Below are 15426 nucleotides of genomic sequence, written 5' to 3'. Positions count from 1 at the left end.
CCCTGTGGTTGTTTTCCTTCATCGCCCCCCCCTCGACGCGGCCCTCTTGGGGTAGGCTGGTGCCTCCCCCCTCCCCCCCCCCTCCCCCCCCCTCCCTCCCCCCCCCCCCCCCCCCCCCCCCCCGGCGCTCGGTGCCGACGTGCATCTCCTCCTCGGAGCGCGTCATCGCGTCGTCGGTGGTCCCAGCGGTCCGACCGGTGCCGGCGCGCATCTCGTCGGAGCGCGTCATCGTGTCGTCGTCGGTGGTCCCGGCGGTCTGACCGGTGCCGGTCTGCGACTGCTGCCAGGCGGCGTCCCAGTCGATGCCGTAGTGCTCGTAGAGGCGGTGTTCCTCCTGCTCGGACAGGTGGCCGCCGGCATCGACATCCACGTTGGGCGCGTCCTTGACCTTGTCCTTGGCGAACGGCACCTCGAGGTGGTCCTCCACGACCGAGGCGTCGGCGACGGGGACGAAGGACTCGTTGGTGCCGAACAGGCCGGTCTTCACACTGACCCATTCCGGCTGGCCGGTGACGTCGTCGAGGAAGACGTGCCGGGCTTCGCCGATCTTGGCGCCGCTGGTGTCGTAGACCGGGTGGGACAGCACGGTGGGGATCTGCTCTCGGGTGATCATCTGGGGGTTGCTCCTTCGTTGGTGCCGTGTATTCCCCCCGTCGCGGAAACCGGCAGGTGTTCAGCGGCCGGCTCCGCCGTATGCGCCCCCGGCCGCGCCTTGGGAACTGCGCGAGCGGGCCGCGGCGCTGGCGGCGAGGGCGAGCAGCAGGGCTATCACGCCTGTGATGATGTTGTTGGTGACGGTACGTGTGGTGTCGACGTTCCCCGCCACCACCCAGGGCGCGATGATCGTCCACGCGCCCAGCGCGCAAGCAGCCCAGGCCATGCTGTGCGACCGGTCGTAGGCCCGGCCGAAGCCGCCGCTCATCAGCAGGGCGTAGCCGATGCCCACGATCAGGTTGTTGATGGCGAGACGGGAGAAGTTGCCGCCGGTGAACCCCACGATCCAGGGCGATGCCGCGAGATAGAGGCCCGTGAGCAGTGCCAGGGCCTCGATGGTTTGCGCCCTCGAGGTCGTTGCGGCGCGCTCGGCCATCGCGTGGCGCTGGCGCATGTCGACGATGTCCGGGTGGGCCTCCATGGTCGACCCGGTCGAACCGGCCGACCCGGTCGAACCGGCCGACCCGTAGCTCGGTGATGTCACTGCGAATCACATCCGAAGAGAGGAGGAGATGGTGTGTGTTCGGCACACCTGGCGTACGGCCGACTGATTCCGTGCCGTCGGTCCGTCCGGTGCGGCTGCGTTCCCACGGTCCGAGGCTGGGGTCTTCCCGCGCGCTTCCTCGGCCGTGGGCTGCGTGGACTGCGGGCTGTGGGGTGACTGGTCCGGCTTGTCGCCCGGGGGTGAGGGTCGCCTCGGCGGCCATGTCCTCGACCCCTTCGGCTACCTGCCGGCCGGCCTGGGTGGTGTCCTCCTTCAGTCGCTGCGCGGATGCCGTGCCGCTCCATGCACCGGTTCGCACTGTCGACCGTGTGCCGCGGAACCGACGCCCGCCTCGCTGCCTGGGCGTACTCCCCTCGACTAACCGCCATCCCATGAGCAAAACCGCTTGAATCACCACAAAAGTGATTTACGAGGCAACAGAATGGGCGCCTCGTCGTCTCCCGGGCCCGCCGTGCCGCGCACATCCGCCCGCATCCGACCGCATCCGGCCGAGTGACTCATCACCGCTCGAACCGGCACCCTGCCCGAATCCGCGCAGCAGGCCGGGCCCGGGAGTCCCGAGCCCGGCCCGGCCCTCGAGGGCGCCGCCCTCGTCGTCGTACGAGCCGTTGAGCCCGGTCGTGAACTCCTCCTGACCGGCAAGGTCCGGTCCCTCGCGACTCACCCACCCTCGTCATCGGCGACCGCACGCTCGCAGGAGCCCAACATCCGCAGGTGATAGCGGAGTTCACGACCGCAGCCGCAGGCGTCCGCGCGCGAGGTGCCCGAGGAAGTACGGCGACTTCACCGGTCCGCGTCAGTGAAGGTGGCCCGCCGCCCTGACGGCCGCGCGGCCGCCCTGCCCGGCGGTCCGGCGGCGATCACGCCGGCAGGTGGCCGCCTGCTGCTCGGCCTTGGCCCGGATCCGGGGCTGCCACCGCTTGCCGACCTCACGCTCCATGCTCTGGGCGAGGTCCGGACGGGGCTTTCAGGTCTGGTCCTTGACGTACCGTTCGACGGTGCGCTGGGTGATGCCCAGCAGTTCGGCCACCGCCCTGGTGCCCTTGAGCTGTCTGACCAGGCAGCGCATCCGCGCGCCCGCGCTCTTGGGATCCGGGCGGGTGAACGCCTTCTGCAGGGCGGCGTCGAGGCCGTCTGCGGCCGTGTCCATCGGCTCGCGCCCCTTCACTGTCCGTCGTCCCTGACGTGACCTCGCCGGTCTCGACGTAGCGGGCGAGGTCGAGGACCTGGTCGTGCCTCGCGCGCACTCCCTCGGCCCACAGGGCCGACCGGCGGCCACCTCGTCCAGCGTCCGCCCCGCGCGTAGCGCCTGCACGACGGCCGGCTGAGCCGACGGACGGTTCGACGTCGCGGACAGAAGGCCGAAGGCCGCGAGCGGCAACAAGACTCACGAACCGCCGGAGGAACAGCAGGACCTGTCGGGGCCACAGGTGTCGGCTGCCGGGCCCCGGTTCCTGGCACCGGTGTCGGAGGGGACGCTCGGTGCGCAGCAGCCCTTGCCCTGCCACGCGTCGCGTCCTTCCTTGACGGCTGTGGCGGCGATGACGAGGGCCGCGATCGGGTCGGCCCAGGACCAGCCGAGGGTCGCGTTCAGGACGAGGCCGACCAGGAGGACGGCGGAGAGGTAGGTGCACAACAGGGTCTGCTTGGAGTCTGCGACGGCACTGGCGGAGCCGAGCTCCCGCCCGGCGCGGCGCTGTGCCGTGGAGAGGAACGGCATGACCGCCAGCGACAGGGCGGCGAGCACGATGCCGGGGATCGAGCGGTCGGCTTCGCCGGTGGCGGCCAGGGCGCGCACGGCGTCTGCACTGACGTAGGCGGCGAGAGCGAAGAAGGAGACGGCGATGATCCGCAGGGTGACCCTCTCCCGGGCCTCGCGGACGTCGTGGTCGCGGGCGGAGAACTGCCAGGCGACCGCGGCGGCGGAAGAGACCTCGATGACGGAGTCCAGTCCGAAGCCGACCAGCGCGGTGGAGGAGGCAAGGGTCCCGGCGGTGAGGGCGGCGATCGCCTCGACGACGTTGTAGGCGATCGTCGCGGCGACCAGCAGCCGTATCCGGCGGGTGAGCGCGTCTCGGCGGGCGGGGGGCGGTCCGAGGGATGTCGCGGTCATCAGCAGCAGCCCTCCGTCGCGGCGTCCGGGCAGGTCCTGTCCGACTCGACCGCGACCACGGCGGCGAGCAGATCCTCCAGGGCGTGTCCGAGGCGTTCGTCAGCGAGTTCGTAGCGGGTGCGGCGGCCGTCGGGGACGGCGACCACCAGACCGCAGTCACGCAGGCAGGCCAGATGGTTCGACAGCCGCGTCCGGGAGACGCCGATCCTCGCGGCGAGGTCGGAGGGGTAGGCGGGGATCTCCCGCAGAGCCAGCAGCAGTTGGCACCGGATGGGGTCGGCGAGAGCGCGGCCGAAGCGCGCGAGCACCTCGACCTCGGGGGCGATGGTCAGCACACCCACGACATTACAGAGAATCCTGAATTCAGGAAAGTATGAACTGTGCGGGGGCGGGCCGGGCCGCCGTGGAGCACGCCGTCGTCGCCGACGACGGAACGGCGCTCCCACGGAACGGCGCTCCGGCCTCGCCGCTCGCGCAGCGGCGCGCGGCGGACGATCGCGGACGCCGAGAAGCGGCTGCGCGAGAACCGCTCTCGTCACTTTCGGGCAAAGCCGACGGCGCCTCGTTGACTCACGACTGACCCAGGGCCGAAACTCCTCCAACATCTTCCAACGTTCGTTACTGAAGAGTTCTGTCCAGATGCAGGTCCGCTGTCGTGCCGTCCTCGAGGGAACAGGGTCCGATGAGAAGTGCAGGCGAGCAGGGAGAGACCGCCGCGGGCAGAGCCGAACACCCCGCCTCCGTCTCCCGCAGAGGGATGCTCAAGGGAATGATCGTCACCGCCGGGGCGGCCACGGCCGGCATCGGGGCCCTGCAGCCCGCCTACGCGGCGGACGCCCAGGTCAAGGCGACCTCGCCCAACGGCAGGACGCAGATCGTCCTGTCGCTGATGGGCGGAGCACTCCGGTGGTCCGCCAGCCGTGACGGCAAGACGGTGATCGACACCTCGACCCTCGGCATCAGGCTGAGCAACGGCACCACGCTCGGCAACGACACGACGGTGACGATCAACCAGCACTGGACCAAGGCCGGCACCTGGTCCCCGGTCTACGGCCGCAACAGCACCATCGCGGACAACTACCAGGAACAGCGCTGGAACCTCCAGGACAACGCCTCGGGCGTCCGCTTCAGCGTCCAGGCCCGCGCCTACGACTCCGGTGCGGCCCTCCGGTACGTACTGCTCGACACCGGCACCGCCGTCGTCTCCGACGAGCTGACGACGTTCGTCTTCCCCAGCGGGACGACCGTCTACAGCGCCCGCGACGAGAACCTCTACAACCCGGTCGCCCCCGACGCGATCCCGGTCACCGGCACCTCCGGCACGGACAACGGCCCCCTGACCGACCTGCCGCTGACGGCGACCCTCTCCAGCGGGATCATCGCCTGTATCTGCGAGTCGTCGCGGCTGAACTTCCCCCGGCTGATGCTCAGCTCGGTCTCTGGCCGGCCGAACACCCTCTCCGCCTTCCTGATGGAGCACACGGGTCGGGGCAGCGGCCTGGTCTCGACGACGGCCACCGTCACCACCCCCTTCGCCACCCCGTGGCGCGCGGTCGTGATGGGCTCCACCCACGCCGAACTGGTCGACAACGCCGAGCTCGTACTGAACCTGGCCTCGCCCGGCGCCATCGCCGACACCTCGTGGATCAAGCCGGGCAAGGTCTTCCGCTGCGAGCTCACCACCGCCGCCGGCACAGCGGGTGTCGACTTCGCCGTGGCCCGCGGCATCGACTACATCGAGTACGACGCCGGCTGGTACGGCCCCGAGTTCACCACCCCCGACGCGACGAAACCGATCGCCGCGATCGACATGCCCCAGGTGATCTCTTATGCCAGGAGCAAGAACATCGGCGTCTTCCTGTACGTCAACCGCCTCGCCCTCACCGACACCGACTCACTGTTCGCGCTCTACAGGAGCTGGGGCGTCTCCGGCATCAAGCTCGGCTTCATCAACGACGGCACCCAGGCCATGACCAACCTGCTCACCGGTTGGGCCAGGACCGCCGCCAAGTATCAGCTGCTGATCGACATGCACGACGACGTCCGCCCGTTCGGCTACGAGCGCACCTACCCCAACTACATCAGCCTGGAGGGCGTCCGCGGCAACGAGAACTTCCCGCCCGCCTCGCACAACGTCACCCTGCAGTTCGCCCGCAACATCGGCGGACCGATGGACTACACCATCTGCTACGGCCAGTCCCGCAACAGGACCACCAACGCACACCAGATGGCCATGGCCGCCGTCTACTACCAGCCGCTCAACTTCCTCTTCTGGTACGACAACAACCTGTCCAAGTACGCCAGCACCGCGAACTGGCCCGGACTGCCCTGGTTCAACGCCGTCCCCACCACATGGGACGAGAGCAGGACTCTGACCGGTTCGATCGGTGAGTACATCGCGGTCGCCCGCCGCAGCGGTTCCACCTGGTTCCTCGGCGCGATGACCGACGAGTCGGCCCGGACACTGTCCGTGCCGCTGTCCTTCCTGGGATCCGGCACCTACACGGCGACCGTGTACGCCGACGGCACTCCGGGCACGAGCGCCTACCAGACCCCGGTCGTGGTCAGCACCCGGACCATGACATCGGCGACCGCGCTGGACGTGGCGATGGCCCCGTCCGGCGGTCAGGCGATCATCCTGAAGCCGAGCTGATCGCAGGCGGAACGCATGCCGCCCGGTCCGGGCGCGCTCCTCGTCGAGCCCCTGAGGGGTGGGGTTCAGCGGGAGGACGGGCCGGGCCAGACGGCCGAGGCGTCGTCGCGGCCGGGGTCGGGCAGGCGGATCGGGCGGACCGTGAGGGGCCGGGCGCGGCCTTCCGTGACGGTGGTCCACCGGGCGGGGTGGCCGGAGTAGCACAGCGTGGTGAGTGCGAAGACGCCGTCGGCGTAGACCTCGACGTACTCACCGATGGTCAGGATCCTCAAGGTGGTGGCGGGTTCGGTCAGGACCGTCGCACCGAGCCGGGTGCCGTCCGGACCGGTCACCCAGAGGTTCCTGCCGTCGCAGCCGACGACGAGAGCGGGCTCGTCGCCGCCTGGGGCGGCGGTGCGCAGAGTGATCTCGACGGGGCCGGATACCTCGAGGTCGCCGACCGCGTGCAGAACGGGCTGGTCGGTCTCCTCACCGAGCCACGCGTTCAGGCCCGGCCACCATTCCAGGCGGGGCGCCCCGTCCGGCGATATGACGAGGAGCTTGGGCTGGGCGAGCATGCCGCGGCAGCGGTCGCCGGTGTCGGTGAGGCCGACGCGTCGGGGGGTGGTGTGCACGACGACGCGGGAACCGTCGGGCGCCGCGATGATCCGGGGGGCGTAGGAACCGGTCGGACCGAGGGGGCCGCGGCGGGTCCAGGGGCCGCGCAGGCGGGGCGCCGTCCACGCCTCGAAGCCGCGGGTGGCGCCGATCGAGCCGAGCAGCAGCCAGCTTCCGTCGTCGAGGCGTTCCAGGACCGGGCACTCCAGCTCGTCGACGTCGCCCGGTGAGATGAGCGGCGGGTGCACGGTCCAGTGCTCGAGGTCGTCGGAGGTGGCCCAGGCGACGCAGCCGCCGGCCTCGACGGGCAGGGAGGCGTCGGCCGCGCAGACGACCATGACCCAGCCCTCGCCCTCGTCGTCCGGGACGACGAAGGGGTCGCGCCAGCCCATCCGTTCCCCGGTGCGGTACCAGCGGGCGTCGGCCTCGACGACGGGGGCCGTGCCGTGACGCCGCCAGCCGGTGCCGTCGGTGCGGTCGGAGTACGCAAGGCCGACGGACTGCAACGGCCAGCCGTCCTCCGTCAGCCCGCTCACCCCGGTGTAGAACATCGCCGTGCCGTCGCCGTGGCGGATCGGGTGCATCGTCCACACGGCCTGATGGTCGAAGCGGCCGGGCAGCCCGGTGCCGAAGGAGGTGCCCGCGGGCTGCCAGTCGACCAGGTCGGTGGAGGTGGCCCGGCCGTAGGAGGTCTCCATCCGCAGGTGGTCGAACTCGTCCGTCCAAGGGCCCTGCAGGTGCAGCACCGCGTACGTGCCGTCGTCGTCGCGCAGGACGGCGAAGTCGTTCACCACGAGGCCGGGCGGGGCGTATCGCATGCACAGTTCCTGTCGGCTCACAGCACCCAAACGCGTGCGCTGAACAATGGCTAGCAAGGTCTCACTTGGAAATCGGCCCAAGTAAATATGAACGCAAACGCTTGCGCAACAAGTGGGCCGGGTTTACGGTCACGTCACCCACAGATCACACCAGCGTGAAACCAACGGGAGGAAGTGCGCCGTGACGGTCAGCATCACCGATGTCGCCCGCGCCGCCGGAGTCTCCGCGTCCACCGTGTCCCGCGCCCTGCGCGGCCAGCCGGGCGTGTCCGACGAGGTACGGGCCCAGATCGCGGCCGTCGCCGCCCGGCTCGGCTACACCGCCTCCCGCTCGGCCTCCAGCCTGGCCAGCGGGCGCACCTTCACCATCGGGGTCATCGCCCCGTACATCGGCCGCTGGTTCTTCGGCACCGTGCTCGACGCGGCGGAGAAGGTGTTCAGCGCCGCCGGCTACGACGTGCTGCTGTACAACCTGGGCTCGCCGGAGGCGCGCAAGCGTTTCTTCACCAAGCTGCCGGCGCGCAAGCGGGTGGACGCCGTGCTCTGCCTGCTGATCCCCGACGAGGAGGAGGCCGCCGCGCTGCGCTCCCTAGGGGTGCCCCTGGCCAGCACCGTAGGCGTGGCGCGGGAGGGCTTCACCGTCGTCGGCATCGACGACCGGGCCGGCGCGGAAAGCGCCGTACGGCACCTGGCCAACCTCGGCCATCGCAGGATCGGCATGATCTCCGGGGCCAGCGAGCCGCTGCACTGGACCACCCCCGTCGACCGCCGCCAGGCGTACCTGGACGTGCTGGCCGACGCCGGGATCGCGCACGATCCGGCGCTGGAGGCGGACGGCGACTACACCGTCGAGGGCGGCGAGCGGGCCATGACCGAGCTCCTCGCCGCCTCCCGCCCGCCGACCGCCGTGTTCGCCCAGTCCGACGAGATGGCGATGGGCGCGCTGCGAGCCCTGCGCCGCCACCGGCTCAGGGTGCCCGACGACGTGTCCATCGTGGGCTTCGACGACCACGAACTCGCCGACGTGATCGGGCTGACCACCGTCGCACAGCCGGTCGCCGGCCAGGGCGCCGAGGCCGCCCGCCTGCTGTTGCGGCAGCTGGACGAGCCGGACGCCGACACGCCCGAGCACGTGCAGATGCCCATCCGCCTCGTCCTGCGCGACACCACCGCCCCGCCGGCTCCGCGCGGACCGCAGTAGCGCCTGCGCGCCGCGGCCCGCACAGACCCGCGGCAACGCCTGCCCGCCCGCGGTCCCGCGCGGGTCAGCGGGCCCCTGAACCCCACGCTGCACAAGCCCCAGCAGTTCGCACCCTCACCCTGCCCTGACGCACGGAGGCACCGATCCATGGACGTACACAGCACGAGGTACCGCCGCACAGCCTGCACCGGCCTCGCCCTCGCCCTGCCCCTGGCCGCGCTGGCCGCCTGCGGCGGAGGCGGCAGCGGCAGCGGCACCGACGCCTCCGCCGAGGCGGGCAGCGGCACGGGCACCATCAGCGTGTGGGCCCACCAGGGCCAGAAGAGCGAGGACGCGGCACTGCAGAACGCGGTGGCGTCCTTCAACTCCTCGCAGAAGAACGTCAAGGTCGAGCTGAAGCTGATCCCCGGAAACGACTACACCAAGACCATCACCGCCACCGACGCCTCCAAGCTGCCGGACGTGATGGAGTTCGACGGCCCGACCATGGCGAACTTCGTCTACAACGGGAAGCTCGCCCCGATCGACTCCTACGTGTCCTCCCGGACGACGGCCAACGCCACCGACGCCGGCAAGGCGCAGGGCGAGACAGGCGGCAAGCTCTACGGACTGGGCATGTACGACTCGGGGCTCGGCATGTACGGCAACAAGAGGCTCCTGGACGCCGCCGGCGTGAAGTACCCCACCGGCCTGTCCGACGACTGGACCGCGGACGGGTTCACCGCCGCGCTCAAGGCCCTCAAGGCCAAGGACTCCGACGGCAAGGTCCTCGATCTGCAGGAGACCGGCGGCTACAACAACGAGTGGGGCACCTACGGCTTCGCCCCCGTCGTCTGGTCCGCCGGCGGCTCGCTGCTGAAGGACGGCAAGGCCGAAGGCGCCCTGGACAGCCCGGCCGTGGTCTCCGCGATGAAGACCTTCCAGTCCTGGAAGCCCTACGTCGACCCCAACACCGACGGCAACGCCTTCGCCAAGGGCCGTGTCGCACTCAGCTGGGTCGGCCACTGGATGTACCCGGCCTACAGCAAGGCCCTCGGCGACGACCTCGTCGTCCTGCCGCTGCCCGACTTCGGCAACGGACCCAAGACCGGCCAGGGTTCCTGGGCCTGGGGCATCGGCGCCGCCACCAAGAACGCCAAGGCCGCCGGCGCCTTCCTCGACTACCTCCTCAACGACGCCAACGTGACGGCCATGACGACGGCCAACGGCGCGGCGCCCGCCACCAGGACCGCCCTGGCCAAGAGCCCCCTGTACCGGCAGGGCGGCCCGCTGCAGCTCTTCGCCGACCAGCTCGCCAAGCCCTGCGGCGACAGCGACATCACCAAGTCCTGCGTCGCCGTCACCCGTCCGGTCACCGCCGGATACCCCACCATCACCGCCGAGTTCAGCAACGCCCTCAACTCCATCTACGGCGGCGCCGACCCCAAGAGTGAGCTGGAGAAGGCCGCCCGCGCCATCGACCGGGACTTCTCCGACAACGCCGGCTACAAGATCCCGTAGGACTCATCGGCCGGGGGCGGGCAGACGGCAGCCCGCCCGCCCCGGCCGGGAACAGGACTCCACCCGTGAAGACCGTGGAACCCGCGCACGTCGCGCCCTCCGGCCGGGACAAGGCCCCGCCCCCGAAGAACCCGAAGCCCCCGCGGCCGGCGCGCAAGAGCCGCGACTGGGTGCACGGACTGCTCATGTCCGCACCCTCTGTCGCCGGACTCGTCGCCTTCGTCGGCGTCCCGTTCGGCTACGCCGTGGTGCTCTCCTTCTACAACGTGCGCCTCGGCTCCCCCCTGGCGCCCTCCTTCTTCGGCCTGGAGCAGTACCGGCGGCTGTTCACCGACCCCGACCTGTCCGGCCCGTTCCTGCGGGCCCTGCTGAACAACCTGACCTTCGCCGTGGTCGTCGTCCCCCTCCAGACCGGTCTCGCGCTCGCCCTGGCGATCCTGCTCAACCGCAAGCTCAAGGCCATCGGCCTGTTCCGGTCCCTGTTCTTCATGCCGGTGGTCTTCCCGATGGCTCTGGTCGCCGTCATCTGGCGGCTCATCCTCTCCCGCAGCGACCAGGGGATGCTCAACTCCCTGCTGCACGCGGTCACCTTCGGCAACTGGGGCGCCTTCGACTGGCTCGGCGACGCCACCACCGCCATGGCCTCCGTCATCGTGCTGTCCGTCTGGCAGGGCGTCGGCTTCCAGATGGTCATCCTGCTCGCCGGCCTGCAGCAGATCCCCACCGAGCTCTACGAGGCCGCCCGGCTCGACCGCGCCTCGCGCTGGCAGCAGTTCCGCCACGTCACCCTGCCCGGCATCCACGGCACCCTCGTCTTCGTCGCCATGCTCACCTCGGTGCTGTCCTTCCGGGTCTTCGACCAGGTCTACATCCTCATCCACGGCGGCGGCCTCGACGAGGACGCCACCCGCACCGTGATGTACCAGGCCGTCACCACCGCCTTCGACCAGAACAACATCGGGCAGGCGTCCGCGATCACGGTCGTCTTCTTCCTGATCGTCGTCGTCCTGACGCTCATCCAGCGCCGCGTCGTCCGGACCGGAAACGAGGACTGACCCATGGCCACGACCCGCCACCCGCTGCGCCGCCTCGCCGACTACGCCGTCCTCAGCGTGCTCGCGTTCCTCTTCGCCCTGCCCGTCCTCTACCTGTTCCTGGGCAGCCTCAAGCCCTCCGACGAGGTCCTCGACGGGCTGTCCGGCTTCCTGCCCACCCACCTGTCGTTCGACAACTACACGGCCGTCCTGGACGCCCTCGACTCCGACAGCACCGGCTACTTCTGGCGCTTCATGGGCGTCTCGCTGCTGCTGGCCTTCGTGGTCGTCACCGGCGGCCTCCTCGTGAACTCGATGGCCGCGTACGGACTGTCACGGCTGAAGTGGCGCGGACGGGAAGCCGTCTTCACCCTCGTCCTGCTGCTGATGCTGGTTCCGTTCGAGTCGGTGGCCGTCCCGCTGTTCTACATGTTCAACGACCAGCGCAACACGGTCTTCATCCAGGCGCTCCCCTTCGTCGCCAACGCCTTCTCCGTCTACCAGTTCCACACGTTCTTCCGCTCGATCCCGCCGAGCATCGAAGAGGCCGCCCGCATCGACGGCGCCGGCCCCTGGCGCACCTTCTTCGCCATCATCGTCCCCATGTCGAAGCCGGCCTTCGCCTCCGTCGCCATCCTCACCTTCCTCACCCAGTGGGGATCCTTCCTGTGGCCGGTCCTGATGGTCTCCGACCCCTCGGTGCGCCCGCTTCCCCTGGAGATGAGCGTCTTCCAGGGTCAACTGCCTCCGGACTGGGGCCAGATCCTCGCCTTCGGCGTCCTCCTGGTCCTGCCCGTCCTCGTGGTCTTCGCCTTCTTCCAGCGATGGTTCGTCCAAGGCGTCGCCAGCTCCGCCGTCAAGGGCTGACCACGAACCGATGGCGCGGTACGGCGAGCGCGAGTGCGATGTGACCGAGCGGCAGACGGGCCCGGACCCGGGCAGTCCCACGACCGAGCCGTCTCACACCCGGAAGTCCAGGCTGTCCCCGTCTCGCCCCGGACCGGCTCCCGGCCACGAGCCCCGGCACGCAGCGGTCGTCCGCGAACTGATCGTAGATTCGTGCCATGACGACCGTTGACGCCGTGAACTACGAGTTCCGTACCGCCCGGCCCGAAGATTCCCAGGCCATCAAGGCACTCGACGGGTCCTTCACCACGCGCACCATCTTCCACGTGACCGTCACCGAACTCGGTTTCGCTCTCCGGGAGATCCCGGTGAACCCGCCCGTCCACAAGGTCTTCCCCGCGGAAGAACCCGACGACGAGGGGCCTGGAACCGATGGGGATCCGAACAGCCGTACCTTCGTCGCCGTCGGACCCGACGGTTGTCCGGCGGGCTTCGCCACCGTCTCCTACGCCGCGTGGAACCGCCGGCTCGTCCTCGAGGACATCGAGGTCGCTCCGGCCCATCGGGGCCGAGGCGTCGGCCGCGCCCTGGTGGGCCACGCTGTCGAGTTCGGCCGCGAGCGCGGCGCCGAACACATCTGGCTGGAGGTCTCCAACATCAACGCCCCGGCGATCCACGCCTACCGACGGATGGGGTTCGGTTTCTGCGGACTGGACACGGCGCTCTACGACGGCACCCCCTCGTCGGGCGAACACGCCCTCTACATGGCAGCGCCTTGCCCCTGAGGCAATGACAGCGCCCCTCCCCCTTGAGGGGTCCTTGCACTGTGCCCGCCTGGGCCGCGCGGCCTGATCAGGCGCGCGCCCGGGCAGGTGGCGGCGTTCGTCCGGTCAGGCGGTAGCGCCCGGCGGCGAGTTGCCGGGCCCACCGGAACCGTTCGACCTACCGGACATTGTTCGTAAACTATTGACGCCGACTCGTGGCCCATTTCAGACTCACGCGACGCGATGTCACACGGGCGGCACGCCAGCACCTCGGCCGAGGTCTCGAGCCCCCTCCTCAGGCATGTCTTCATCAGGGGAAGTGAACCCATGCACAGCATGAGACCTCAGGGCCACCGGAGACTGCGGGCGGGCTCTCTGGCCGCCGTGGCCGCCGTCTCGCTTCTGGTGGGCGTCGTCGGCCCGGCAGCCCCAGCCGAGGCGGCGGAGATCACCGACGGCCTGGCGCTCTGGTACAAACTCGACGCCACCTCGGGCACCGTGGCGGCGGACGCCTCGGGCAACGGCCGCAACGGAACCGTCAACGGCACCGCGGGCTGGTCGGGATCGGGCGAAGGGCTCACGTTCGACGGGTCCAGCACCTACATCAAGGTGCCGGACAACATCATGAGCGGCATGAACTCGATCACCGTCTCGATGGACGTGCAGATCGACGCCAACCAGACCACGCCCTACTTCATCTACGGCTTCGGCAACTCCGCCAACGGAGCGGGCAACGGGTACCTGTTCACCACCGGCAACGCGTTCCGGACCGCCATCGCCTCCGGGGCCTTTTCGACCGAGCAGAACACCCGAACCACCAGCGACCTGCCGCGCTCCGTCTGGAAGCACGTCACCTACACGCAGACCGGCACCACCGGCGTCCTGTACCAGGACGGTGTGGAGGTGGCCCGCAACACGTCGGTCACCACCACCCCCGGCTCCATCGGATCCGGCACCACCACGGCCAACCACATCGGCAAGTCCCTCTTCAGCGGTGACAAGCTCTTCAAGGGCAAGATGCGGGACTTCCGGGTCTACAACCGCGCGCTGGCGCCCGGTGAGGTCCTCGAAATCAGCGGGAACACCACGCACATCGCCGCGGTCACCCATCCCTCGCTGAAGATCGACGCCCTCATCGACGACGCCCGCAGCAAGATCACGCTGCCGGTGAGGGAGGGCACGGACCTCACCGCGCTCGCGCCGCAGTTCACCCTCGCCCAGGGCGCGTCCATCAGCCCGGCCTCCGGCACCCCGCGCGACTTCACCCAGCCGGTGACGTACGAGGTGACCGGCTCCGACGGGACGAAGCGCACCTGGACGGTGGCCGCACAGATCATGAGGAGCCCGGTCCTGCCCGGGCTCACCGCCGACCCGAACATCGTCCGCTTCGGCGACACGTACTACATCTACCCGACCACCGACGGCTTCGCGAACTGGAGCGGTACGCAGTTCAAGGCGTACTCGTCCAAGGACCTGGTCCACTGGACGGACCACGGCGTCATCCTCGACCTCGGCCCCGACATCTCCTGGACCAACAGCCGGGCCTGGGCCCCGACGATGACCGCTAAGAACGGGAAGTACTACTTCTACTACTCCGCCGACGGAAACATCGGTGTCGCGGTCTCCGACTCGCCCACCGGCCCGTTCAAGGACCCCCTGGGCAAGCCGCTGATCGCCCGCGGCGCCTACTCGGGCCAGATGATCGACCCGGCGGTCTTCACCGACGACGACGGCCAGTCGTACCTGTACTGGGGCAACGGCCAGGCGTACGTCGTCCCCCTGAACGACGACATGGTCTCCTTCGACGCCTCCAAGGTCACCAACATCACCCCCAGCGGCTACAGAGAGGGCACCTTCGTCATCAAGCGCCAGGGCACCTACTACTTCATGTGGTCGGAGAACGACACCCGGGACGAGAACTACCGGGTCGCCTACGCCACGGGCTCCACGCCCACCGGCCCCTGGACCAAGCGGGGCGTGATCCTGGAGAAGGACCTCTCCCTCGGCATCAAGGGCCCCGGCCACCACTCCGTGGTCCAGGTACCGGGTACCGACGACTGGTACATCGCCTACCACCGCTTCGCCATCCCCGGCGGTGACGGCACCCACCGCGAAACCACCATCGACAAGATGGAGTTCGACACCGACGGCCTGATCAAGAAGGTCGTCCCCACCCTGAGCAGCATCACCCCGGTCTCCGGCGGCACCGCCCTGCCGACCGGCACCACCCGCTCGCTGCGCTCGGTCAACTTCCCCGGCCGTTACGCCGTCGTACGGTCGGACAGCCTCGGCTACCTCGACCCGGTGACGTCCTCCAGCACCACGGCGGTCAAGCAGAGCGCCACCTTCACGATCGTCCCCGGCCTCGCCGACGCAAGCTGCTACTCCTTCCGTGACGCCTCCGGCCGCTACCTGCGCCACAAGGACCTCCGGGTCCGCTTCGACGCGCCGGGTGGCACAGCGCTGTTCAACAAGGACGCCACCTACTGCGCCCGCCCCGGTTCGACCGCCGGCTCGGTCTCCCTGGAGTCGTACAACTACCCCGGCCGCTACCTGCGCCACTACAACTACGAACTGCGCATCGACCCCTACCAGGACAACACCACCTTCCGCGCCGACAGCTCCTTCACGGCGGTCAGCCCCTGGGCCTGACCGATTCCCCCTCACGCGCACGGGTGGCG

Annotated in this window: 11 protein-coding genes and 2 pseudogenes; 7 read left to right on the top strand and 6 right to left on the bottom strand. The window is 69.8% G+C overall.

The features are described from left to right. The 5 genes and pseudogenes from ACZ4YY_RS27300 to ACZ4YY_RS27280 all read right to left on the bottom strand — a co-directional run. Positions 1 to 613, bottom strand: a 613-nt coding sequence (locus ACZ4YY_RS27300; protein WP_468295604.1) for a PRC-barrel domain-containing protein, incomplete at its 3' end; no start/stop codon positions are given. A gap of 60 nt (positions 614 to 673) precedes the next feature. After that, on the bottom strand, positions 674 to 1135 hold the full coding sequence (locus ACZ4YY_RS27295) for an SPW repeat protein (protein WP_468295910.1): 462 nt from the start codon (positions 1133 to 1135) through the stop codon (positions 674 to 676). A gap of 955 nt (positions 1136 to 2090) precedes the next feature. Further along, positions 2091 to 2369, bottom strand: a pseudogene (gene tpg, locus ACZ4YY_RS27290) (telomere-protecting terminal protein Tpg); the annotation flags it as partial. 237 nt (positions 2370 to 2606) lie between these two features. Next, entirely contained in the window at positions 2607 to 3332 is a 726-nt protein-coding gene (locus tag ACZ4YY_RS27285) for a cation efflux transmembrane domain-containing protein (protein WP_468295598.1), read from the bottom strand. After that, on the bottom strand, positions 3332 to 3667 hold the full coding sequence (locus ACZ4YY_RS27280) for an ArsR/SmtB family transcription factor (RefSeq protein WP_468295593.1): 336 nt from the start codon (positions 3665 to 3667) through the stop codon (positions 3332 to 3334). Before ACZ4YY_RS27280 ends, ACZ4YY_RS27285 begins: the two co-directional genes overlap by 1 nt. Before the next feature lie 347 nt (positions 3668 to 4014). On the opposite strand from ACZ4YY_RS27280, the gene ACZ4YY_RS27275 reads away from it, so the two are divergent. Then, entirely contained in the window at positions 4015 to 5985 is a 1971-nt protein-coding gene (locus ACZ4YY_RS27275) for a glycoside hydrolase family 97 protein (protein ID WP_468295589.1), read from the top strand. 65 nt (positions 5986 to 6050) lie between these two features. Here ACZ4YY_RS27275 and ACZ4YY_RS27270 read toward each other — a convergent pair whose 3' ends face one another. Continuing rightward, entirely contained in the window at positions 6051 to 7400 is a 1350-nt protein-coding gene (locus ACZ4YY_RS27270) for a glycoside hydrolase family protein (RefSeq protein WP_468295586.1), read from the bottom strand. 181 nt (positions 7401 to 7581) lie between these two features. Here ACZ4YY_RS27270 and ACZ4YY_RS27265 point away from each other — a divergent pair, with 181 nt between their 5' ends. The 6 genes and pseudogenes from ACZ4YY_RS27265 to ACZ4YY_RS27240 all read left to right on the top strand — a co-directional run. Beyond that, a complete protein-coding gene (locus ACZ4YY_RS27265) occupies positions 7582 to 8601 on the top strand; it encodes a LacI family DNA-binding transcriptional regulator (RefSeq protein ID WP_468295583.1) in 1020 nt (339 codons plus the stop codon). Positions 8602 to 8748: 147 nt separating this feature from the next. After that, positions 8749 to 10101 (top strand): ABC transporter substrate-binding protein, encoded by a 1353-nt coding sequence (locus ACZ4YY_RS27260; RefSeq protein ID WP_468295580.1) that lies wholly within the window; start codon positions 8749 to 8751, stop codon positions 10099 to 10101. A gap of 65 nt (positions 10102 to 10166) precedes the next feature. Beyond that, positions 10167 to 11156 (top strand): carbohydrate ABC transporter permease, encoded by a 990-nt coding sequence (locus ACZ4YY_RS27255; RefSeq protein ID WP_468295576.1) that lies wholly within the window; start codon positions 10167 to 10169, stop codon positions 11154 to 11156. 3 nt (positions 11157 to 11159) lie between these two features. Further along, the gene (locus ACZ4YY_RS27250; RefSeq protein ID WP_468295573.1) at positions 11160 to 12002 is read left to right on the top strand and encodes a carbohydrate ABC transporter permease; all 843 of its coding nucleotides are present in this window, start codon (positions 11160 to 11162) and stop codon (positions 12000 to 12002) included. 197 nt (positions 12003 to 12199) lie between these two features. Next, on the top strand, positions 12200 to 12766 hold the full coding sequence (locus ACZ4YY_RS27245) for a GNAT family N-acetyltransferase (protein ID WP_468295570.1): 567 nt from the start codon (positions 12200 to 12202) through the stop codon (positions 12764 to 12766). Positions 12767 to 13111: 345 nt separating this feature from the next. Beyond that, positions 13112 to 15397: pseudogene (locus tag ACZ4YY_RS27240) on the top strand (family 43 glycosylhydrolase); the annotation flags it as partial. Positions 15398 to 15426: the final 29 nt, after the last annotated feature.

The organism is Streptomyces sp. NPDC030143 (assembly GCF_055573695.1).
Note: the sequence above shows the minus strand (reverse complement) of the source record. Positions and strands in the feature narration are given on the sequence as shown.